The organism is Synechococcus sp. Lug-A (assembly GCF_024345655.1).
In the GTDB taxonomy this organism is placed as follows: domain Bacteria; phylum Cyanobacteriota; class Cyanobacteriia; order PCC-6307; family Cyanobiaceae; genus MW101C3.
This window is the reverse complement of the sequence record NZ_JAGQBN010000004.1, coordinates 149,447-171,580: the sequence shown is the minus strand read 5'-3', so window position 1 is coordinate 171,580 and position 22,134 is coordinate 149,447. Positions and strand designations below refer to the sequence as shown.

The following is a 22,134-nucleotide window of genomic DNA, read 5'->3' as shown; positions in this document are numbered from 1 at the left end:
GCCTATGGCGGATGGGCGCGGCAGCGGGCGTGGGCGCGCACCAGGCTGGCCGTGAGCGGTTCGCTCTTGAGCGGCTTGCCGAGCACTTCGTTCATACCGGCCTGCAGGGCCGCTGCCCGATCTTCCACGGTGGTGAAGGCGGTGACGGCAACGATCCAGGGCCGCTCCGCGCCACCGGTGGCGGAGCGGATGCGGCGGGTGGCCTCCAGGCCATCCAGCCGCGGCATCTGCACATCCATCAGGATCAGGTCCGGGTCGAACTGGCGCTGCCGTTCGAGCGCCTCCTGGCCATCGACGGCGGACTCGGGTTCATAGCCCAGGCGCCGCAGCATCAGCTCACAGAGCCGCCGGTTCACGGCGCTGTCGTCGGCCAGCAGGATGCGCAGGGGATGGCAAGCCGCGAAGCTGCTGCCCTCCGGCTGGGCCGGCAGCGAAGGTGAGGGGCCTGACGGAGGTGTGGCGGCCGGGGGTTCCAGGGCAGTTGCAGAGGCCGCAGCTTCCAGAGCAGACCCTGTGGCAAGGGGGTCCAGCGCAGACGCAGCGGCGTCCGCCTCCGGAGCGGGCGTTGAGGCCATCGTTTCCACCGGCAGGCTGAAGCTCACGGCGGTGCCTTGGCCGGGGTGGCTCTCCACCTGGATCGTGCCGCCGAGGGCTTCCACCAGCTGCCTGCTGATGGCCAGGCCCAGACCGGTGCCGGCGTGGGGCGTGTGGGTGGAGCTGGTGAGCTGGGAAAACGGCCGGAACAGGAGCTCGATCTGATCGGCGGCCATGCCGACCCCGGTGTCCACAACGGAGAAGCTCAAGGCGGTTGCCGGTTGCTCTCCTTGGGGGGCGGAGCCCTTCACGTTGTCCTCCGCGGTGCCCTCCGTGATGACCTTCGGCCTGACCTTCGCAGTGCCCTCCGTGGTGCCCTCAGCCGCCTGAACGGAGACCACCACACGGCCGGCGTCGGTGAACTTGATCGCATTGCCGATCAGGTTGAGCAGGATCTGGCGCAGGCGCTGGCCGTCGGTGCGGATCAGCGGCGGCACTTCTGCGCCCACCACCAACGAAAGGTCGATCGCCTTGGCTCTGGCCAGGCTCAGACAGGTGGCGATCACCTCCTCCATCAGCACAGGCAGTGCGCACGGCGCCAGCTCGACCACCAGATCTCCCGCTTCGATCCGGGCGAAGTCGAGCGCCTGATTGAGCAGGGCAAGCAGGGATTCGCCCGAGCTGTTCACGATCTCCAGGCACTCCCGCTGCTGAGCGGACAACTCCGTGTCCAGCACGAGGCCCGTCATCCCGATGACGCCATTGAGTGGGGTGCGGATCTCGTGGCTGAGGGTGGCGAGAAAGGTGCTCTTGGCCCGATCGGCGGAAGCCATGGCTTCAAACGCTCGGGCACGGGCCTTGAGGGAACGGCGATGGAAGCCGGCCGCAAGCAGCGCAAAGCCGGCGCTGCCCAGCAGACCAAGCCCGAAGGTGAGCTGCAGCGGAAGTTCCTTGCGTTGCAGTTGCGCCAGCGAGAAATCGATGCCCACTAGGCCCACCTGCTCCCCATCGCTCCTGCGAATGGGGGCATAGCCGCTCATGAAGGTGCCGAATTGATCCGTGTAGGGCCTGGCGCTGATCTGGATCAAGCCGGTTCGGGCCGCCTGCAGCGCGTCCGCCGAGGGGTCGAGGTAGAGCTCACCAACGGTGAGAGGGCTGACGAAGTCCCTCGGATTCTTGATGTAATAGGTGCTGTCAAGCGTGAAGCGCAGGCCTTCCGGCGAGTTGACCAACACATAGGCGTAGAAGATCTCGGGCACCAGCCGGCGCAGCTTCAGCAGCGGAGCACTGGCGCGGCGGTAATCGGCGTTGCCCGTCTGCTCGGGACTGGTGATCGCAGCCACCAGGGCTGGATCCATCTCGCTGGCAGCGATGCTCACCAGATGGCGCAGGCTTTCGCGCACCTCCTGGCGCAGCAGCCTGGTGGCACTCCAGTAGTTGAAACTGAGTGCAACCGCGGCCACGCCAAAGATCGTGGCGGCCAGGAGAACGCTCTCGCGGCGAATGCGTTGGCGGCTCCAACCGGATGTGGCGAGCTCAGGCTGGCGTTGAGCCGACCGGAAAACACCGGACATGCGGGAGATCCAGCCAGCCAGATGCCCTCACGGCCCGTCGTCTCTCTGGTCTACAACGGCGGCCCCTCAGGCGCGCCTGCGCGAGGGCCTGGCGTTGCGCCATGAGGAGATGTGAACCCTCCCAGGGCGCACGATCCCTGTTCCCTACGTTTGCAGTGGTGATCAGGCTTTCCATGCGCGCGAATGTGGCTCCCCGCGAAGCAGCCCGCCTGGAGGCCTTGAAGAACTACCGCATCCTGGATACGGAGGCTGAATCGTCGTACGACGCCATCACCTACCTCGCCGCCCAGCTTTGCGACGTGCCGATCGCGTTGATCAGCCTGGTGGATGAGGAACGCCAGTGGTTCAAATCCAAGGTGGGCCTGGAGGTGAGCGAAACGAGCCGTGATGTGTCGTTCTGCGCGCACGCCATTCTCGGCGAGCAAACCCTCGTAGTGCGCGATGCCCGCGAAGATGAGCGCTTCCGTGATAACCCACTGGTGTGCAGCGAGCCGAACATCGTGTTTTACATGGGGGTACCGCTGAGCACACCGGAAGGCGCCAAGATCGGCACCCTCTGCGTGATCGACCGCCAACCCCGTGAACTCAGCGCCGCGCAGGTGCACTCGCTTGAAGTGCTGGCCCATCAGGTGGTGCTGCAGCTGGAGCTCAAGCGGGTGTCCGATCAGCTTGCGGCTGCCCTCGAGCGCATCAATGTGATGGAGGAGCTGATTCCGATCTGCTCCTACTGCAAGGGCATCCGCAACGACAGCGGCTACTGGCAGAGCGTGGAGGCCTTCATCAAGAGCCACGACAACGTGGAGTTCTCCCACGGTGTCTGCAACGCCTGCATGGCCCGCTTCTTCCCAGAAGTGGAGCCCATCCCGGGGGATCCTGCCGGGGATGCACCGGAAAGCTGACTGTGGGTGAGCCGAACCTGCGGCGCGGTCTAGACAGCCTGTAGGGCACCGGCGGCTGCGAGCTCCAGCTGGGCAAGGCCGCGCCTGTGAATCTCGCTGGCGTAGTCGGTCCAGGTGCCTTGGCCCCAGTAGCGGAAGCAGCTGGTTTCCAGCAACAACAGGTGCAGCAGGGCCTGCTGGTAAGGCTCGGTGGCGGTGACACCGGGATCCCTCGCCAGCTCAGGGGCAAACAGCTGGTGGAACTGAGCGCTCAGGCTGGTCATTGGTTCGAGCACATTGGCGTAGCCCTCCACCCAGCTGAGGTTGTTGGTCCAGGAGGCGCCGGCCATCGAAAAGGAGGAATCCCGGGCCTGGAGCTCGGCGATCGCAGCTTCAGTGGCAGCAGGGCTGGGCGGGCCGCTCAGCTGTTGCCAGAGCTTGTGCTGCTGCACCGCCTGAATCTGGGGGAACTGCTCGGAGGTCACCCCAGCCGCCTCCAGCAACTCCAGGTATTCCGTGCCGTTGATGGCCACCGTGTCCGCCTCGCTGCCCTTGGCACTGATGGTGCGGTGGGCCTGAAGGAAGGCGGGCGGAAACTCATTCATCATCACGCCACCGTTCTCGCCATCGGCGATCTGTGACACCAACGACGGCACCGTGCTGCCTCCCAGCACCTGCCGGCCCAGCCCCATCGCTTCATAGCAGGGCTGCATCTGACCCACCAGCTTCGTGTCGGAGCCCTGGGTTTTGATCAATGCCGTGATCGACAGTTCCTCCCCGCTGGAGTTGCGCGCCACCAGCAGATTGGGAAGCACCTTCTGCTCCTGGCTCAGGCCGCTGCCATCACGCCGTTCCACGCTGTGCTCCTGCACCAGCAGCCAGCGGTAGCCGCATTCCTTGAGCGCCTTCACCAGCTCATAGAGGGTGTCGGGATGGTTGGGCAGGTGCATCTCCGGTGGGGAGAATCCCTTCACCCGCTGCAGTGCCTCAGGGCCGAACAGGGCCTTGAACTGGTGCTGCCAGGCGAGGATCTGCAGCCTGAGATCGGGAATCGGGGTGGAGGGCGCCACTGCGTGGCTCCAGAAGGTGCCGAGCCACTCCACATGGGGCTGGAGGCTGGGGTCGCAGGCGAGCTTCTGCAGCGCCTCGATCACATCGACGCGGCCCATCTGACCCAGGCCCCAGAGCAGATTGCCGGAATAATCCAACATGATCCGTGGGTTGCAGCCCTCTGCAATCAGCTGGGGGAGGATGTCTGCCAGACGCCTATAGCACTGGGCAAAGGGTTCGGCGTTGTGGTTATCGCCTTCGCCCGGATGCTCCAGCATGTATTGAAGGTGGGAGATCAGCTCACCACCGGCACCCGCTGGAATCGTGGGTTGGTGCATGTGCAAGGCGCAGGCGAAGCCTGAGCGGATCTGCGCCAGGCTCAGGTTGCTGCGTGGCAGGAACACCGGGCCGGAATCCTGCACCAGGGCAAGGATCTCGGCTTCTGAGCCGGCGATCGGCGGCAGGATTGGGTGGCTCATTGTGATGGCTGCCGGCAGGGTCATCATCGTCGCGGCGGCCCGGGCTGGCCCCGGATGGCTCACGAATTGGTCGGGCACTGTCCATCCGATGTCCATCCGCTGTCCTTCCGCTGGTCTTGCGCTGTTCTTCCCCTGCTCACGCACTGGTCGGTCGCCAGCTGGTTCCTCGCCCCCCGCGCCAAGCTGGATCCGTCTGCGGCCGGCAATAGCGATGAGCGTGGAGGTGGCCCTGGCGATGGCGGAGCAGCAGGGCCGCTGGCTGCTGCAGCTGCGCGACGACATCGAGGGCATCGTGTACCCAGGCACCTGGGGATTGTTCGGCGGCCACCTGGATCCGGGTGAAACCCCGGAGCAGGCCCTGCGGCGCGAGTTGCGCGAGGAGATCCGCTGGGAGGCGCAAGACCTCGCTTTCTGGTTTCTGCACCGCAACCCACAACGCGACGCCCACTTCTTCCGCACCACCATCACGCTGCCCCTGGATACGCTCGATCTGCGTGAGGGACAGGATCTGACGCTGGCGTCCCTGGAGGAGCTGCGCACCGGTTCGATCTGGAGCCCCCGCCGCAGGGAAACGCGCCCGCTGGCCCCCTCGCTGCAGCGGGCGGTGGAGAAGCTGGTGGAGGAGGGCTGGGTGCCATGAAGCGACCTGGCCCTGAGCGGCTGCGTTGGGTGGGTGCTTCGTGGTCCAAGACTGCCAGGGCCAGAGCGGCATTGGCTGTGGCTCTGGTCACCGCTGTGGCGGGCTTGTCGCTGCATCGCTCGGATGAAGGCAGTGACAGAGGCACCTCCAGCTCCGCCGATCAGGAGCTGGCGGCCGAAGTGCAGCGCCGTTATGACGAGATGAAGCTGCAGCAGTTTCCCGGCCAGCCGGAGATCTCCGTGGGCGAATGGGTGACCCGCCCGAACGACCGGCCTGCGGTGCTGGTGGATGTGCGCGAACCGCACGAACGGCGCGCGTCGATGTTGCCGGGGGCGATCACCAGCGAAGAGTTCGAGCGCAACAGCGCCCGCTACCGTTCCTGGCTTGTAGTGCCGTATTGCACCATCGGCGTGCGCAGCGGCCATTACACCAGAACGCTCAGAGAGCGAGGGTTCGAGGCCCGCAACCTGGCTGGCAGTGCGCTGGCCTGGGCCCATGCGGGCCTGCCGTTCGAGGCCGATGGCAAGGCCACCCGCAGGGTGCATGTGTATGACGCTGGCTGGAATTTGCTGCCGCGTGGATATGAGCCCGTCGTCTACGGATTCCTAGCACTGCCGGGCGATGTTAGGCGTCCTGGTCTACCTAAAGAGATGACTCGCTGATGCGCTCGTCTAGGGCAACCACAGCATCTGCCCTTTTGCCCAGGCGGAGAGGGAGCGGCAGGTGCCCCTGCCAAACACTGGGTGTGTCGCTCAAGCCATGGATGGGCGCTGCTGTGTCCTAAAGCTGGGATCAAGAGCCTGACCCTTGCGTGCCGCTGACGTGGTTTCTCCTCGCTTGCCCAAGGTGCCCACGGGATCATGATGCCTACGGGAGAGCACTGGTCGGACCCGCAGTGCTGAAACTTGCTCGGAATTCTCGATCCAACTCAACGAGTGCTGGGGAGCGCCAGAGTCGAAGCCAAGCCTCGCGATCCCAATGAAACCATGCTCTTCGTGAACGATCACCGCCAACCGAATGGCATCTAAAAATGCATCGAATGAACGGAAGAAGTGAGAGAAAGCCCAGCACTGGCACTGGGCATTAGGATCGTCAGACAGAACTGCAATTGAGAGCCTTTCTGATCATATTCGAATCATATTCGAGTGCAACCGAGTTGAGATAAAGGCACTTGAAAGGAATTCAGGTAGAATCGAAATGCCCCAAGGCTTCCAACAAGCCAACTGAAGCCACCATGACATCAGTCATGAAAAAGGCCGAGCTCAAATGCCCTGCCTAAGTTCCTGACCGCAGGTGATAGTTTTTGGAATTCTGCCGACAGCTCACTCGGAACAGCCATCACCTCCTCTTCAGGGGCGCCAATGTCCTGATTGTGTTGATACACGAGCTGGCAGTTTGCAAAAAAGCCGTCTACGAGTGAAAGGCATGAAGGAAATTGCAGAGAGGATGCGCTTGAATGTGAACCATGTTTTCCTGAAGTCATGGTCTGCGGATGTAAACTATGGAACTTGATGCAAGCCCAATCTTAGGGCTTTCCGGGCTTGAAAGCCAGGTTGATACAGCTCTTCACGCAAGTAGCAATCGCCACAATTGCACCGCTGACTCAAATACTGCTCCTTCGCCTGTATCAAGAAGTAAGGAGCCATATCAGGGAAGTTGTGGTCAAAAAGTGGCAAGCGATACCTAAGTGCCCTTAGCAGGTTCGGCTTGCCCTTCTCGGTTCAGATTCAGCAAGGTTCGGCCTAATTCCAGCTCTTTGGAGCCATTTACCCTGCTTGATTCGATTCTCCATTGTCGTCCAGAGGAGCACACCCTTCGCTGGTCATGTCCTATCCAACAACTGATGATGGGCCAAGAACAGCATCGCTGAGCAGCGAACACCTTGCAGCTGTTCTTGGTCATTCCCCGCAGCCGGGTCTTCTGAAAGCCAAACGGCGGCCTCCTTTCATGCCGCTCTTGGGGTAGCGGGGCTCAACCAGATGGATCAGCGCCTGCCAGGGAACGACCGGCTCCATGTCGGCCAGAAACGTCTCGCCTTAGGTGCGCTTCTTTGCCGTGATCTGCTCGTAGTCTCCGAATCCAAGCGGCTTGCCGCCCGTGAACCCAGTGCTTACCTGCAATCACAGGGTCATCCTCCTGTGAATGGGGCGGATGTTCCTGAGTCTCTCTGGAGCAATCCACGTCCCGATTGCTCCTCCTCCCCCTCGCCACGCCATGCCTGAGGCCCCGCCGAATTCAGAGCCCGTGGTAGCGATTCAGTGGCCAGATGGCAGCACTACCAGCGCACCGGTGGGCAGTGATTGGCTGCAGGCAGCCGCCGCGGCCGGGGTGGTGATTCCTACCGGCTGTCTGGGTGGTAGCTGCGGGGCCTGCGAAATCGATGTCAACGGCGAGGTGCTGAGGGCCTGCATCGCCACCGTTCACGCCTGCGGCAGCGGCGTCCTGCAGGTGGAGCTGGCAGTCGATCCCTATTGGTGATCTTCTGCGGCAATCAAGCCGCCGCCCAGCAGCACCTCTCCGGCGTAGAACACCGCCGCCTGTCCGGGGGTGATCGAAAACTGCTCCTCGGCGAACTCCAGGCGGGCACGGCTGGGCCGGCCGGCGGCCGTGTCGGCGGCGGTGGCAGCCAGGGGAGTGAGCCGGGCCGCCACCGGAGCACTGCGATAGCGCACCTGCACCTCCAGATCCAGCGGCGCCTGGGGCGGATCGATTGACACCCAGTTGATCGCCCCGACCACACAGCCACCCCGGCCGGCCTCAGCCCGCGGCGCCACCACCACCCGGTTCATGGCGGCATCAAGGCGCACCACGTGCAGCGGTTCGCTCCAGGCCACCCCCAGTCCTTTGCGCTGGCCGATGGTGAAGTGCTCGATGCCTTCATGCTGGCCCAGCACCCGCCCATCGCTCAGCACAATCTCTCCTTGGCGCGGCGGCAGATAGGCATCCAGAAACGCCTTCATCGAGCCATGGTGATCGGCAAGGCAGAGGTCCTGGGATTCAGGCTTCCTGGCCGTGCGCAGCCCGTACCGCTCCGCCTCCAGCCGCGTGTCCGCCTTGGTGAGCTCCCCGAGCGGGAACACCAGCCGGCTGAGCACCTGCTGGGGCAGGTCGTAGAGGAAGTAGCTCTGATCCTTGCGCGCATCCAGCCCGCGCAGCAGCTGGGTACGGCCGCTCGGTTCGGGAGCGTGCCGCAGGCGGGCGTAGTGGCCGGTGGCAATCCGGGCAATGCCGCGTTCGCGCTCCGCCCACTCCAGCATCGGCGAGAACTTCACCTCGCGGTTGCAGCGGGAGCAGGGCAGGGGCGTGACCCCAGCGGCATAGCCCTCCACCAGAAACCCGACGATCTGCTCCTCAAAGCGGGCGCGCGAATCCACCACGTGATGCGGAATCGCCAGCTGTTCGCAGATCCCGGCCGCGTCCACCAGCCCTTCGGCACAGCAGGCTCCCTTGCCGCTCATCAACCAGAGGGTGAGCCCCTCCACCTGCCAGCCGGCCTCCACAAGCAGCGCCGCGGTGAGGGAGCTGTCGACGCCGCCGGAGAGCCCCACGGCCACCCGATGTTCCCCGGGCCAGCCGCGCAGGCGGCCGATCACAGCAGCGGCGGGGGCGGCAGGGGTGGCAGCAAGAGCGGCTGCGGTGGCAGAAGGCCCGTCAGGGGCGCCGGAGGTGGCGGGGGGAGAAAAGGCCAAGGGGAGCGGTGCCGCCGTCGCGAGTGCGCAGCGTCGGGGCCTCTCCATCATGAAGCGACGCGCCCAGCACGGTTGGGCCCCACCCTTCGAGTGCTGCCATGAGCTGTTGGCCCGCCCGTGACGCCGCCCACCTGCTGGTGGAATCCGCGCCGATGGCGGCGTTGGAGGAACGCCTGTTCGCCAGCGGGCTGCCGGTGGAGGCGTTGATGGAGAAAGCCGCCCTGGCGATCAGCCGGGCACTGCTGGCGCGGCCCGAGCTGCTGCGGGATGGCGTGCTCGTGCTGGCAGGGCCGGGCCACAAGGGCGGCGATGCTCTGGTGGTGGCACGGGAGCTGTACCTGGCCGGTGTCGCCGTGCGGATCTGGAGCCCGTTTGAACGCCACAAACCCCTTACCGAAGCCCATCTGCGCCATGCGGCCTGGCTGGGCATCGAACGCCTCGCGGCGCCACCCGATCCGGCGGCGACCGAGCTGTGGGTCGACGGCCTGTTCGGCATCGGCCAGCACCGGCCGCCGGAGCCCCGCATCGCCACCCTGCTGGAGCAGCGCCAGCGGCTGATGGGCGGTCGGCTGGTGGCGATCGATGTGCCCACCGGCCTCTGCGCCGACAGCGGCCGGCCGCTGGGCCCGGTGGCCGCCTGCGCCGCCATCACGTACTGCCTGGGCTTGCTCAAGCAGGGGCTGGTGCAGGACACGGCCCTGGCCTGGGTGGGCCAGCTGGAGCGCCTCGATCTCGGCCTGCCGGCGGCACTGCTGGCGGACCTGCCCGCCGATCAACCACTGGCACTGCTCGGCAGCGACCGGGCCACCGCTCCCTGGCCCCAGCGGCCCCAGGCGGCCGGCAAGTACGCCCGAGGGCGCCTGCTGGTGGTGAGCGGCAGCGCCGCCTACCCCGGAGCAGGCCAGCTCAGCCTGCTGGGGGCCAGTGCCAGCGGCTGCGGCAGCCTGCGGGCAGCCCTGCCCCGCGCCCTGGCGGAGCAGATCTGGCTGGTGCAGCCCCACGTCGTGATCAGCGCCGCACTTGAGGAGCGGGTCGGCGGCGGGCTGGCATTGGCGGGTCTGGCGAATCCCGGGCTGCTGGAGCGGCTGGATGCCGTGCTGGTGGGGCCCGGCATCGGGGGTGACAGGGAGAGCGACAGGGGGGCTGACAGCGATGGCGGCACCTGGGGCAACAACGGCGGCAGCGGTGGCAGCGGGGCTGGTAGCGAAGCAGACCAGAGATTGGAACACGGCTCTGCTGCCACGGCGGGCGGCGAGGAGCAGGGCTGGGAGGCGCTGCGCCGCTTTTCCGGCCTGGTGGTGATTGACGCCGATGGGCTCAACCGCCTGGCGGCCGGCGCCGCCGGTGCGCCAGAGGAGTGGCTGCGGGGCCGGGCCGGAACCACCTGGCTCACGCCCCACCAGGGCGAGTTCGCCCGGCTGTTCCCCGACCTGGCCGGTGAAACGCCGCTGCGGGCCGCCGCCACCGCCGCACAGCGGTGCGGTGTGAGCCTGGCCCTCAAGGGGGCCCGCACCGTGGTGGCCGCTGCCGATGGGCGGTGCTGGCAAGTGCTCCAGGCGGCCACCGCCGCCGCCCGGGCCGGCCTGGGGGATGTGCTGGCGGGGTACGCCGCCGGGCGAGGCGCATGCGCCGCCGCCGGGGACGGGGTGCTGTTGGCAGCGGCGGTGCTGGAGCATGCCGAGGCGGGCCTGACCTGTGCCCGGCAGCGAGGGGCAGGGCAGACCACGCCCCAGGAAGTGGCCGCCACCTTGGGATCTGCCGCTTGAATCAGGCGACAAATGAACGAATCGATCAATCAAACCGGCCTAATGTTTCCTTTTGCACGCAGAAAGTTGAAAGGTTGCTGAAATCACAGCCCCTTTCAAAAAACAGAGCGGATAGTGACGCCAATCAGCGGGCACAGGCTCCTCCATGACAGCCTCCAGCCTCCAGGGCGAAAAAAGCAGTCGGAGCCGCGGTGGGGATCCGATCAGCTGGTATCTCACCTCCATTGGCCGAGAACCTCTGCTCACCCCTGCCGAAGAGATCGAACTGGGCAATCAGGTGCAGGCGATGATGCAGCTCACCCAATCCGGTGAGCCCGACCATCCCACCGACCAGGAACGTCAGCTGATCCGGATCGGTCGCCGCTCCAAGCAGCGGATGATGAAAGCCAACCTGAGGCTCGTGGTCAGCGTGGCCAAGAAATATCAGGGCAAAGGGCTGGAGCTGCTCGATCTGATCCAGGAAGGCTCGCTCGGTCTGGAGCGGGCGGTGGAGAAGTTCGATCCCACCCGCGGCTACAAGTTCTCCACCTATGCCTTCTGGTGGATCCGCCAGAGCATGACCCGCGCGATCGCCTGCCAGTCGCGCACGATCCGCCTGCCAGTGCATCTCAGCGAACGGCTCACCGCCATCCGCCGCGTGAGCCTTGATCTGGCCCACAAGCTCGGCGCCATGCCCAGCCGCCGCGAAATCGCCGAGGCCATGGCGATGCCGCTCGAAGAGCTTGATGCCCTGCTGGGCCAGGCCCTCACCACCTCCAGCCTGGATGCGCCCGTGAACGGCGAAGAGGGCCGCAGTTTCCTCGGGGATCTGATCGCCGATCCCGCCAACGAGCAACCGCTCGATGTGGTGGAGCGTGGCATGCACCACGAACAGCTCAACCGCTGGCTCAGCCATCTCTCCGAACAGGAGCGCCAGGTGCTCGAACTCCGGTTCGGACTGCATGGCGACGAGCGCCACACCCTCGCCGAGATCGGCCGTCAGCTCGACGTTTCCCGTGAACGGGTGCGGCAGGTGGAACTGAAGGCGCTGCGCAAGCTGCGCAGCCTCACCCACCGGCTGCCCAGCCGCCTCTGAGGGCCAGCCCCTGCGGCCTCCCCTCGTTTACCACCCGGCCTACTCCGCGCCGCTGCCGAGCAGCCATCGTTTTCCGATGGCCAAATTCCGGCTGCTGCACGACCTGCTGCGCGCACGGGATCTGGCCCGGGACAGCCAGCTGCACCAGCCGCTGCCAGCGCCGCGTCGCTGGATCGAACAGGTGCATCCCCGCACGTATCACCAGGCGTTTGCCCGCAATCAGCTGAGTGCGGCCCAGCAGCGGCGCATCGGCCTGCCGGCCACGGCACCACTGGTGCGCCGCACCTGGTTGGCGGTAGGAGGCACCGTGCTCACCGCCCGGCTGGCCCTGCGCCATGGCGTGGCCTGCCATCTGGCCGGCGGCACCCACCACGCCTTCGCCGCCCAGGGCAGCGGCTTCTGCATCTTCAACGACTACGCCGTCGCTGCCCGGGTGCTGCTGGCGGAAGGGGCGGTGCGTCAGCTGCTGGTGGTGGATCTGGACGTGCATCAGGGCGATGCCACGGCGGCGCTGTTCGCCGAAGAGCCACGCGTGTTCACCTTCTCGGTGCACTGCGCCAGCAACTTTCCCCTGCACAAGCAAGCCAGCGACCTGGATCTGCCACTCGCTGACGGCCTCGAGGATCAGGCCTACCTGGAGACGGTGGGGGAGCACCTGCCCGTCCTGCTCGAGCGGCTCCGGCCGGATCTCGTGCTCTACAACGCCGGTGTGGACCCGCACCGCGACGATCGGCTGGGCAGGCTTTGTCTCAGCAGCGAGGGCTTGCTGCAGCGCGACCGCCTGGTGTTCGACGCCTGCCTCAGGCGAGGGGTCCCCGTGGCCAGCGTGATCGGCGGCGGCTACGACAGCCTGCCGGAGCTGGTGGAGCGCCATGGGCTGGTGTTCCGCGCCGCTGCTGAGCAGGCCCGCCTGCACGGGCTGTGAGCCCAGCAGGCCGCCAATGCACCTCTGCGTTGGGGCTGGCTAGCCCTCAGCGCCTCAGTCTTCAGCCCAGATGTAGCGGGTGAGTTCGGCGGGATCGGGCTCGGGCGCCGCGAGGGCGAAGCTGACCGCATCGGCCACCTCCGCGTCGATCTCCTTCTCGATCTCCTTCAGCTCATCGGCGCTGGCGAGGCCGTGGGACGTGAGGTGAGCGGCGAGGGCCTTGATCGGATCGCGCTGCGCCCAGAAGTCCTTCTCCGCCTCGCTGCGGAGCTCGTCGGGGTCGGCCAGGGAGTGGCCGCGGAAGCGGTAGGTGAGGCACTCCAGCAGGGTGGGGCCTTCGCCCGCCCTGGCCCGCTCCACCGCCCGCTGAGCCGCAGCGCGAACCGCCAGCACATCCATGCCGTCGACTTCCTCGCCAGCCATGCCGAAGGCGGCGGCTTTGCGCCAGATCTCCGGATCGCTGGTGGCACGGTCGTGGGCCATGCCGATCGCCCACTTGTTGTTCTCCACCACGAACAGGATCGGCAGCTTCCAGAGCGCCGCCATGTTCAGGCACTCGAAGAACTGGCCGTTGTTGCAGGTGCCATCGCCGAAGAAGGCAGCGGTGACCGCATCGCTGCTGGCATCACCGAGCGCGTCGCGCTTGTAGCGGCTGGTGAACGCCGCCCCCAGGGCCACCGGGATGCCTTCGCCGATGAAGGCATAGCCGCCCAGCAGGTGATGCTCCCTGGAGAACAGGTGCATGGAGCCACCCCGGCCCTTGCTGCAGCCGGTGGCCTTGCCGAACAGTTCACTCATCACCTCACGGGCCGGCACGCCGCAGCTGAGCGCATGAACGTGATCCCGATAGGTGCTGCAGAACCAGTCGTGCTGGGCACGCATCGCCTTGATCACGCCCGTGCTCACGGCCTCCTGGCCGTTGTAGAGGTGCACGAAGCCGAACATCTTGCCGCGGTAGTACATCTCCGCGCACTTGTCTTCGAACCGTCGACCCAGGGTCATGTCCCGGTAGAGGACCAGACCGTCGGCACGGCTCACCGATGTGGGGCCAGCCGTGTAAAGGGATGCGAGCCTTTCCGAATGGCTGCTGACAGGCTCGGCCGCCGGCGGGGCCGGGACAGCGATCTCCTGGGTCATGGCAGGGACAGCGGAACTTCTGACCGCTGACTGTACGGGGTCTGTTCCGCCCGCAGAGTCAAATTGGTTGCCTCTGCCTACACTCCCTGCCAAGCCCGTGCCGCGGGATTGCGAGTCGCCAGGGTTGGAACTGCCGATCGACCATTTCCAACTTCTGGGGGTGAGACCGGCCACTGATGCCCAGACGGTCTTGCACACCTTGCAGCACCGGCTCGACCGGCCGCCGGAGCAGGGTTTCACCGCCGCAGCCCTGGAGGCCCGTGCCGTGCTGCTGCGCGAAAGCGCTGATCTGCTCAGCGATCCGGAGCAACGCCAGGCCTACGAAGCCGAGCTCATGGCGCTCGACACCGAGGACGGCGCCCTGACACCGGGCCTGGACGTGCCGCCTTCCCGCGAGATGGGGGCCTTGCTGCTGCTCTGGGAAGCGGGGCTGGCCATCGATGCTTTCGATGCAGCCCGTCGCTGCCTGCAACCGCCGCAGGCGCCGGCACTGGGCAGCCACCGCGAGGCCGATCTCACCTTGCTGGCGGGGGAAGCCTGCCGCATGGGTGCCAGAGAGCTGCAGGGGCGCCGTCAGTTCGAGCGGGCGGCCCAGCTGCTTCAGGAGGGCATCACCTTGATGCGACGCACGGGCCGCCAACCGGAGCAGCAACGGCAGATGGAACACGACCTGGCCGATCTGCTGCCGTTTCGGGTGCTCGATCTGCTGCGGCGTGATCTGAGCGCCACCGACGAGCGCGCCGAAGGTCTGAACCTGCTGGAGATGCTGGTGGAGCGGCGTGGCGGACTGGAGGGTGACGGAGATCCAGCCCTACCCAGGAAAGACTTCCAGGACTTCTTCAAGCAGATCCGCCACTACCTGACGGTCCAGGAGCAGGTCGACCTGTTCAGCCGCTGGGCCAGCGGCAACGCCACCACCCCCGGCTCCGCCACCGCCGAATTCCTGGCCTGCCTGGCGCTCACCGCCTCCGGCTTCGCCCAGCGCAAGCCAGAACGCATCGCCGCCGCCCAGCTGCGGCTGGAGGCCAGCGGTCAGCCGGGCCTGCAGCCCTTCCTGGCCTGCCAGCATCTGCTGCTGGGGCGGGTGGCTACGGCGGAGGCCTGCTTCAGCCAGGGCGCTGATCCCGCCCTGCGCGCCTGGGCGGCTGAGCATGGGAGCGAACCGCTGGCTCAGCTCTGCGCCTACTGCTGCGACTGGCTGCGGCGCGATGTTCTCGCCGGATACCGCGACATCGAAATCGACCCTGATCTGGAGGCTTACTTCGCCGATCGCGACGTGCAGGCCTATGTGGAGCAGCTCGACCGGCGCCAGAACCGGGAGCTGCAGGGCCGGAGCCATGCCGGCACGGAAGCCATGTCTGCTGCTCCGCTCACCACAGCTCCGGTCCTCGACTCTCTGGCGTCCCGTGGCACGGCAGCTTCTTCTGAAGACCCGATGCGCTGGCCGGATCCACTGGAGCCCGCCGCTGACCCGGCCAGCCTGCCGCTCGAGAACTCAGACCCCTTCCGCACAGCGACAACCACCCCGGCGCGGTCCAGTGCCGCCCCCCGCCCCAGGCGCGCTCCCCTTGGCGCCGCCGGCTGGAAAGCTCTGCCCGGCTGGGGCCGCATGGCCGCGGCCGCCGTTCTGGTCAGCGCCTTCGTCGCCGCTGGCCTGGCAGGAATGATGGCCCTGCGGCCCTTGTCGCCCGCCAGCCCCGACAAGCAGTCCAAACCAGGAGTGGGCGCCACCGGCACCTCCCCCCCGCCAGCAGACACCCCCGCCAAGAGCCCCCCCGCGGCCAAGCCCCAGCCAGCCCGGGCGGCTGGCCCAGTGCCGCTCACCAGCGCCGAGCCGGATGAAAGCCAGCTGCGCGCCCTGCTGGAAGCCTGGCTGCAGACCAAAGCCGCAGCGCTCGATGGCCGAACCCCCGCCATCCCGCCCGCAGACCTGGCCCGGGAAAGGCTGGTGCGCGAACTGGCCGCCGAGCTACGCCGCAACCGTGCCCGGGGCGTGAGCCGTGAGCAGGTGACGACCGAGATCCAGGGCCTCCGTATCGACACCCGCACCCCCCGCCGGATCGCCGCCGCCGTGGACATCCGCTACAGCGACACGGCGCTCGACGCCCAGGGCAAGGTGGTCGATCGCACCCCTGCCACCAACTTTCGCAACCTCTACATCTTCGGCCGCGACGGCGAGGTGTGGAAGGTGGTGGGCTTCCGCCCGCTCTCCTGAGCCGCAGCTGAGCCCTTGAGCCTGAGCTGAGGCTGAGGGCGTGCAAGCGGCGCCGCCGATGCAGCGGCGGAAGGCCGGCCGGCATGTTTTTACGATCGGGTCACGATCCGCCGGTGCTTCGCCCCATGTTCGACGAACTTTCCCAGCGTTTCGAAGACGCGGTCAAGAGCCTGCGGGGCCAGGACAAGATCACCGAGAGCAACGTGGATGGGGCGCTGCAGCAGGTGCGCCGGGCCTTGCTGGAGGCCGATGTCAGCCTCGATGTGGTCAAGGGCTTCATCGCCGATGTGCGCGAGCGCGCCATCGGCGCCGAGGTGGTGCGGGGGGTGAGCCCCGATCAGCAGTTCATCCAGCTGGTGCATCAGGCATTGGTGGAGGTGATGGGCGGGGAGAACGCACCGCTGGCCCGTGCCGATCAGGCCCCAACGGTGGTGCTGATGGCCGGTCTGCAGGGGGCGGGCAAGACCACCGCCACCGCCAAGCTGGGCCTCCACCTCAAGGAACAGGGCCGGCGCGCGCTGCTGGTGGCCGCCGACGTCTACCGGCCCGCCGCCATCGATCAGCTGCAGACCCTCGGCAAGCAGATCGGCGTGGAGGTGTTCAGCCTGGGGGCCGATGCCCGGCCGGAGGACATCGCTGCCGCCGGTGTGGCCAAGGCGCGTGCCGAAGGCTTCGACACCGTGCTGGTGGACACCGCCGGCCGCCTGCAGATCGACACCGCGATGATGGAGGAGATGGTGCGGATCCGCACCGTGGCAGCGCCCGATGAGGTGCTGCTCGTGGTGGATTCGATGATCGGCCAGGAGGCCGCCGACCTCACCCGCGCCTTTCACGAGCAGGTGGGCATCACAGGAGCCGTGCTCACCAAACTCGACGGCGACTCCCGCGGGGGTGCGGCGCTCTCGATCCGCAAGGTGAGCGGCGCGCCGATCAAGTTCATCGGCACCGGCGAAAAGGTGGAAGCCCTGCAGCCGTTCCACCCGGAGCGGATGGCCAGCCGCATCCTCGGTATGGGCGATGTGCTCACCCTGGTGGAGAAAGCCCAGAAGGAGGTGGAGATCGCCGATGTGGAGCGTATGCAGAAGAAGCTGCAGGAAGCCTCCTTCGACTTCAGCGACTTCGTTCAGCAGATGCGCATGATCAAGCGCATGGGATCTCTGGGCGGCCTGATGAAGCTGATCCCGGGAATGAACAAGATCGACGACGGCATGCTCAAGCAGGGCGAGGCCCAGCTCAAGCGGATCGAGGCGATGATCGGCTCAATGACCGAGGACGAACGCAAGCAACCCCAATTGCTGGCGGCCCAACCCTCACGGCGGCGGCGCATCGCCGCAGGCAGCGGTCACACCCCGGCGGATGTCGACAAGGTGCTGGCTGATTTCCAGAAGATGCGCGGCTTCATGCAGCAGATGACCCGCGGCGGAGGCATGCCGGGCATGCCAGGGATGGGCGGCGGCATGCCCGGATTCCCCGGAATGGGGGGCGGCATGCCAGGCATGGGGGGCTTCCCCGGCATGGGCGGAGGGATGCCGGCCGCTGCCGGTGGGGGCACTGCTGGGGGGGCGCGCAAAGCCAACCGGCCGCCGAAAAAGCGCAAAGGCTTCGGCCAGCTGTGAGCAGCAGCCGGCCGCGCCTGTGGGCTGTGAGGGCTGTTGTACCGTTATGGACTGCCATCTTCACGACTGCGCCACGATGATCAAGCTCCGCCTGAAGCGGTTCGGCAAGAAGCGGGAAGCGAGCTTCCGCTTGGTTGCCACCAACAGCACATCACGTCGTGATGGGCGGCCGCTGGAGGAACTGGGCTTCTACAACCCCCGCACGAAAGAAACACGCCTCGACACCGAGGCGATCCGTGTGCGTCTGGGCCAGGGCGCCCAACCCACCGACACGGTGCGTTCGCTGCTGGAAAAAGGCGGCCTGATCGAGAAAACGATCCGTCCGGGCGAAACCGTCGGCAAGGCCAACCAGGCCGCTGCCCGCGAAGCTGCAGCCAAGCAGGCTGAGAAGGAAGCGGCAGAAGCCAAGGCCGCCGCTGCAGAAGCTGCCGCCAAGGAAGCCGCTGAAGCTGCTGCCAAAGCGGCAGAGGCTGCTGAAGCCGCTGCTGCCGCCGCCGCCGAACCTGAACCCACTGCTGCTTCTGCGGCCGCTTGAGGGCGCGCCCCATGACCGGGGCCGACACCTCCTCTTCGCGCACGCTCATCGCGCTGCCGAATCCATCGTCAGCCCTTGCTCTGGCTGGCGAAGCAGAAGCCACCCTGCACCACATCGAGGCGCTCACCGGCGTCTCCATGGTGCTGCGGGGTCTTGATCTGTCGATTCAGGGGCGCAGCAGCCAGCGCGAGCGGGCCGCCGCCCTCGTTGATTTGCTGCGGCCCCTCTGGCAAGAGGGCCAGGCCGTCGGGGCCGTGGATGTGCAAACCGCACTGGTGGCGCTCGACACCGGCCGCAGCGCCGAACATCGCGACCTGGGCAATGTGGTGCTGGCCCGCAGCCAGGCCGGCAAGCTGCTGCGTCCGCGCACCCTGCGCCAGCGCAGCTATGTCGAGGCGATGGAGCGCCACGACCTCACCTTGGCGCTCGGTCCAGCGGGCACCGGCAAAACGTTCCTGGCCACCGTCCAGGCGGTGCGGATGCTGACTGAGCGGCGGGTGGAACGGCTGATCCTCACCCGGCCTGCCGTGGAAGCAGGCGAACGGCTGGGCTTCCTCCCCGGCGATCTGCAGCAGAAGGTGGACCCCTACCTCCGTCCCCTCTACGACGCGCTGCACAGCCTGCTTGGGGCGGAACGCACCAGCGCGCTGCTGGAAAAAGGGGTGATCGAGGTGGCTCCGCTGGCCTACATGCGAGGCCGCACGCTGGCCGACGCCTTCGTGATCCTCGATGAAGCCCAGAACACCACAACAGCCCAGATGCGCATGGTGCTGACGCGGCTGGGGGAGAACTCCCGCATGGTGGTCACGGGTGATCCCACCCAGATGGATCTGCCGGCGGGCCAGCTCAGCGGCCTGATCGAGGCGGCCCAGGTGCTTCAGGGGGTCGAAGGCGTGGCGATCTGCGAGCTCACGGCGGCCGATGTGGTGCGCCACCCCCTGGTGCAGCGGCTGGTGACCGCCTATGCCAACCGCGATGCCAACGGGCCGGCACCCACAGCGCAACAGCGATTCGACGGCCAGCAACGCCGCCGGGGACCATGAACAGCAGAGAACGGCTCCGCATTCCCGCCGAAATCGCATTGGCGGCCCTTGTGGCCTATGTGCTCGGCTTCTGGTTCACCAGCCTGTTCCCTGGCTATCTGCCCAAGATCGGCGGCCTCTGGTCGGCCATCTCGGCGATCGTGGTCACCCAGTCCACCCGCAGGGAAACGACCTCCTCCGCCTCCCTGCGCATTCTTGGATCGGCAATCGGCGCGATCACCAGCGCCATCTACCTGACGCTGCTGCCCTTTCACCCGCTCGGCATGGCCCTGGCGATCTTCGCCACGGTTCTGCTCTGCGCCGTCGTCAACATTCCCAGCCACGGCCGCCTGGCTGCGATCACGGTGATCGTGGTCATGGTCACCGGCAGCCTGGATCCGAAGCTGAGCCCGGGCCTGAACGCCTTGCTGCGCTTCGTTGAATCCTGCATCGGCACGGGCGTGGCGATGCTGGGCGTCCGGCTCTGGCCAGGTCCCGTCGAGAAAGACTGAAGCAACCGTTCAGACGGCATGGGGAGATCCGCACCCCTCAGCAGGCGTGGACGCTCCCAATGACCGAAACCCGCTGGCAGGATGGATGGAGTTTCGTTCCACTGGAGCGCAATGCCGGCCAGCAGCAATTTTCAGCAAGCCATTCGTGAGGCCCAGTCGAGCGCCTTGGTTGGCCCCAATGTGGTCAACAAGGCTCTCCCCTATGTGGGCGGCGGCATGGTGCTCACCGCCGGGGGTGTGGTGGGTGGCCTGTCGATGATCGGCACCCCGCTGTTCATGCCCCTGTTCTGGGTGGCCCTGATCGGCAACTTCATCCTGTTCTTCGTCGCCCAGAACGTGGCGATGAAGGGCAACAACAGCACGGCGCTGCCGATCCTGGCGATCTACAGCCTGATCACGGGGTTCACGCTCAGCGGCATCGTGGCCATGGCCATCGGCACCGCCGGGATCGGCGCCATCGGCACGGCCGCCCTGGCCACCGGCATCACCTTCGTGGTGGCCTCAATGGTGGGCCGCCGCATGAGCGACAACCTGGGCCAGGCCCTGGGCGGTGTGGTGGGCCTGGGCATCCTCGGCCTGATCATCGCCATGGTGGTGCAGATCGTGGGCGGGATCTTCATTCCGGGCTTCGGTGGCAACGGCTTTGAGCTGCTGATCGCCGGCTTCGGCACCGTGCTGTTCGTGGGAGCCGCCTTCCTCGACTTCTACACGATGCCCCGCACCTACAACGACGACCAGTACCTGGCCGGCGCCCTGGGGATGTACCTCACCTATATCAACCTGTTCATCTTCATTCTGCGCTTGATCATTGCCCTCAACGGCGGCGGCCGGCGCGACTGAACACTGCAAAGTGTTGTGATCTGCCAGGGGGTTACCCCTGGCTTTTTCATGCTGACTTGCTCCGGATGAACCAACAAGGCGAGCCAAGACCTCCTCTAGGTGTGCAATTTTCTGCGCGAGAACGAGTATGCATTGCATCAAGCGAATCCAATAGCATGAGCTCCGATCCCATGAACTAGCTGCACAGAATCCACACCGTGTGCTGATCTGATGAATTCTCACCCTGCTAGAAATCCGATCCTCGTCATTCAGCAGGGGAAACCTGATGCGATGCATCCGCCAATCAGAGATACCTTTGTCCAGAAGCTAGGCACACATCAACAGAAAGCCAGCCCGAAGTGTCTTGTCGTTGTCAAGAAGAAGCGCCCTCGTATCAGCAGAATGAAAAAGGCGATTAAGCAGCAGCTCGCCCATCTGGAGCGTAACCTTGCCAGCATTGATTCCCTGATCGCATGTTGTGGCAACCTTCAGGTATGAGGAACAGTGTAGGTTGCTTCCCGGATCAAACAGTGAGCCATCTGCTAACCATGCATATCGGCCTCCGAATAGCAACCATTCTCAGGCCAGCGATTTGTCAGCACCATGCCTTCCAGTAAGCCAGGTTCCTTGCCACATCGTTTTCTGATGGTGGCCGCTGCCTCTGTGCTATTGGCTCCAGCATCCTTGCCTGCAGGATCAGCGACACAGGCCATGCAGATTCAAACGGAGCTCCTGCAACACTGCGGCGAGCCCATACAGGTGGAAGGCTACATCCTCGCCCCCGGGGATGTACTGGAACTGAGAATGCTCCATTCCTCGGCACAGCCCCTAGGTGGCAGCCTGGAAATACTCAGCGATGGCACTGCCTCGCTGGCCCTCATTGGTTCAGCCAAGCTCAGCGGCCTCACTCTGAGTCAAGCAGAGAGGTGGTTAACCCAACTCTATAAACAGGTGCTATTGCGGCCCGAGCTCACGCTGCGAATTGTTCGGATAAGCCCGTGCTTGCGTCGGGGTTAGGAGAGATTCCGAATCCAAGCAGGGTCATTGGCGCCAAGCGGGAGATGGTGCGAAAGACAATGACTCACTATGAACTAACCGAGCCTTTCCTTCGTGATATCAACGATTGAGAAGCCCGGCAGCATCACCCCATGAAGCGCGGATCTGCGCCAGGTGGCTTTTCACCTCAGCCTCAGAACGCCGAGCATAGGCGCAGAGGTCAAGCCTATCAAGCTCAACTTCGTTGAAATCCCACGCATCAACAGTCAGTATCAGGACAATCTCTGTTCTACCGGAACACCTTCCTGACCGCTCGAATCTTCACGCCATCAGCGGATGATGAGCCGAAGATTGACGATGGCAACCCTTTCGCCGAGACAATCACCATGACTGTGAGCTTGGCGGTCCGAGCTCTGGGGTACGTCCCTCTGCGGGGAAGCAACCACCCTCTCATGGACATCACTCGTATCGCAAAGGGGCCTAAGCACTGGTGCACCGAGGAGCGACGCTCAGATCATTCTCATCCGCCTCAATAGCACTCTGTAGCGCCAAACCCCCGCCATCGCCTACAACCAATGGGTGTGGTGTCCACTACCTTCAACTCAATTTTGCGTGAGGGTGACACCATTGTAAAGAATCGAAACCCCTCAGACAACGCGGTGGACACCCGGA

Annotated in this window: 19 protein-coding genes; 15 read left to right on the top strand and 4 right to left on the bottom strand. The window is 65.7% G+C overall.

Annotation, left to right across the window (positions count from 1 at the left end; translation table 11 throughout):
- Positions 1-2 precede the first annotated feature (2 nt).
- Positions 3-2,108 carry an ATP-binding protein gene (locus KBY86_RS04795; protein ID WP_255140381.1) on the bottom strand — a complete coding sequence of 702 codons (2,106 nt, stop codon included), beginning with the start codon at positions 2,106-2,108 and terminating at the stop codon, positions 3-5.
- Positions 2,109-2,281: 173 nt separating this feature from the next.
- Between KBY86_RS04795 and KBY86_RS04790 the strand changes: the two genes are divergently transcribed.
- Positions 2,282-3,007, top strand: a complete 726-nt coding sequence (locus tag KBY86_RS04790) for a GAF domain-containing protein (RefSeq protein WP_255140405.1) — start codon at positions 2,282-2,284, stop codon at positions 3,005-3,007.
- Between the two features lie 29 nt (positions 3,008-3,036).
- On the opposite strand, the gene KBY86_RS04785 is transcribed toward KBY86_RS04790, so the two are convergent.
- Positions 3,037-4,515, bottom strand: a complete 1,479-nt coding sequence (locus tag KBY86_RS04785) for a glycosyl hydrolase family 57 (protein WP_399221112.1) — start codon at positions 4,513-4,515, stop codon at positions 3,037-3,039.
- Positions 4,516-4,726: 211 nt separating this feature from the next.
- Here KBY86_RS04785 and KBY86_RS04780 point away from each other — a divergent pair, with 211 nt between their 5' ends.
- From KBY86_RS04780 to KBY86_RS04765, 3 genes are all read left to right on the top strand, one after another.
- A complete protein-coding gene (locus tag KBY86_RS04780) occupies positions 4,727-5,155 on the top strand; it encodes an NUDIX hydrolase (RefSeq protein ID WP_255140380.1) in 429 nt (142 codons plus the stop codon).
- Between the two features lie 77 nt (positions 5,156-5,232).
- On the top strand, positions 5,233-5,817 hold the full coding sequence (locus tag KBY86_RS04775; RefSeq protein ID WP_255140403.1) for a rhodanese-like domain-containing protein: 585 nt from the start codon (positions 5,233-5,235) through the stop codon (positions 5,815-5,817).
- A 1,552-nt stretch (positions 5,818-7,369) separates the two neighbouring features.
- The gene (locus KBY86_RS04765) at positions 7,370-7,633 is read left to right on the top strand and encodes a 2Fe-2S iron-sulfur cluster-binding protein (RefSeq protein WP_255101400.1); all 264 of its coding nucleotides are present in this window, start codon (positions 7,370-7,372) and stop codon (positions 7,631-7,633) included.
- Here KBY86_RS04765 and mnmA read toward each other — a convergent pair.
- Positions 7,624-8,736 (bottom strand): tRNA 2-thiouridine(34) synthase MnmA, encoded by a 1,113-nt coding sequence (gene mnmA, locus KBY86_RS04760; RefSeq protein ID WP_261347434.1) that lies wholly within the window; start codon positions 8,734-8,736, stop codon positions 7,624-7,626. The genes KBY86_RS04765 and mnmA overlap by 10 nt on opposite strands.
- Positions 8,737-8,942: 206 nt before the next feature.
- On the opposite strand from mnmA, the gene KBY86_RS04755 reads away from it, so the two are divergent.
- The 3 genes from KBY86_RS04755 (at position 8,943) to KBY86_RS04745 (ending at position 12,610) form a co-directional block, all read left to right on the top strand.
- Positions 8,943-10,610 (top strand): NAD(P)H-hydrate epimerase, encoded by a 1,668-nt coding sequence (locus KBY86_RS04755; protein ID WP_255140379.1) that lies wholly within the window; start codon positions 8,943-8,945, stop codon positions 10,608-10,610.
- A 145-nt stretch (positions 10,611-10,755) separates the two neighbouring features.
- A complete protein-coding gene (locus tag KBY86_RS04750) occupies positions 10,756-11,685 on the top strand; it encodes a sigma-70 family RNA polymerase sigma factor (protein WP_094514664.1) in 930 nt (309 codons plus the stop codon).
- Positions 11,686-11,695: 10 nt separating this feature from the next.
- Positions 11,696-12,610 (top strand): histone deacetylase, encoded by a 915-nt coding sequence (locus KBY86_RS04745; RefSeq protein ID WP_255140401.1) that lies wholly within the window; start codon positions 11,696-11,698, stop codon positions 12,608-12,610.
- 54 nt (positions 12,611-12,664) lie between these two features.
- Here the strand turns inward: KBY86_RS04745 and pdhA are convergent, their stop codons facing one another.
- Complete coding sequence (gene pdhA / locus KBY86_RS04740) at positions 12,665-13,747, bottom strand: pyruvate dehydrogenase (acetyl-transferring) E1 component subunit alpha (RefSeq protein WP_094514657.1); 1,083 nt, start codon at positions 13,745-13,747, stop codon at positions 12,665-12,667.
- 160 nt (positions 13,748-13,907) lie between these two features.
- Between pdhA and KBY86_RS04735 the strand changes: the two genes are divergently transcribed.
- The 8 genes from KBY86_RS04735 (at position 13,908) to KBY86_RS15275 (ending at position 21,483) form a co-directional block, all read left to right on the top strand.
- Positions 13,908-15,962: an IMS domain-containing protein gene (locus tag KBY86_RS04735; protein WP_255140378.1), complete on the top strand. Its 2,055-nt coding sequence runs from the start codon at positions 13,908-13,910 to the stop codon at positions 15,960-15,962.
- Positions 15,963-16,087: 125 nt separating this feature from the next.
- Positions 16,088-17,578, top strand: a complete 1,491-nt coding sequence (ffh, locus tag KBY86_RS04730; protein WP_094514652.1) for a signal recognition particle protein — start codon at positions 16,088-16,090, stop codon at positions 17,576-17,578.
- Between the two features lie 76 nt (positions 17,579-17,654).
- The gene (gene rpsP / locus KBY86_RS04725; protein WP_094514717.1) at positions 17,655-18,113 is read left to right on the top strand and encodes a 30S ribosomal protein S16; all 459 of its coding nucleotides are present in this window, start codon (positions 17,655-17,657) and stop codon (positions 18,111-18,113) included.
- 11 nt (positions 18,114-18,124) lie between these two features.
- Positions 18,125-19,156: a PhoH family protein gene (locus KBY86_RS04720; protein ID WP_094514650.1), complete on the top strand. Its 1,032-nt coding sequence runs from the start codon at positions 18,125-18,127 to the stop codon at positions 19,154-19,156.
- The gene (locus tag KBY86_RS04715) at positions 19,153-19,647 is read left to right on the top strand and encodes an aromatic acid exporter family protein (RefSeq protein ID WP_255140377.1); all 495 of its coding nucleotides are present in this window, start codon (positions 19,153-19,155) and stop codon (positions 19,645-19,647) included. Before KBY86_RS04720 ends, KBY86_RS04715 begins: the two co-directional genes overlap by 4 nt.
- 111 nt (positions 19,648-19,758) lie before the next feature.
- Entirely contained in the window at positions 19,759-20,487 is a 729-nt protein-coding gene (locus KBY86_RS04710) for a Bax inhibitor-1 family protein (protein ID WP_094514645.1), read from the top strand.
- Positions 20,488-20,697: 210 nt separating this feature from the next.
- Positions 20,698-20,964 (top strand): hypothetical protein, encoded by a 267-nt coding sequence (locus tag KBY86_RS04705; protein ID WP_255140376.1) that lies wholly within the window; start codon positions 20,698-20,700, stop codon positions 20,962-20,964.
- A 105-nt stretch (positions 20,965-21,069) separates the two neighbouring features.
- Positions 21,070-21,483, top strand: coding sequence for a polysaccharide biosynthesis/export family protein (locus tag KBY86_RS15275; RefSeq protein WP_399220391.1), 414 nt, complete (start codon positions 21,070-21,072; stop codon positions 21,481-21,483).
- Positions 21,484-22,134 lie beyond the last annotated feature (651 nt).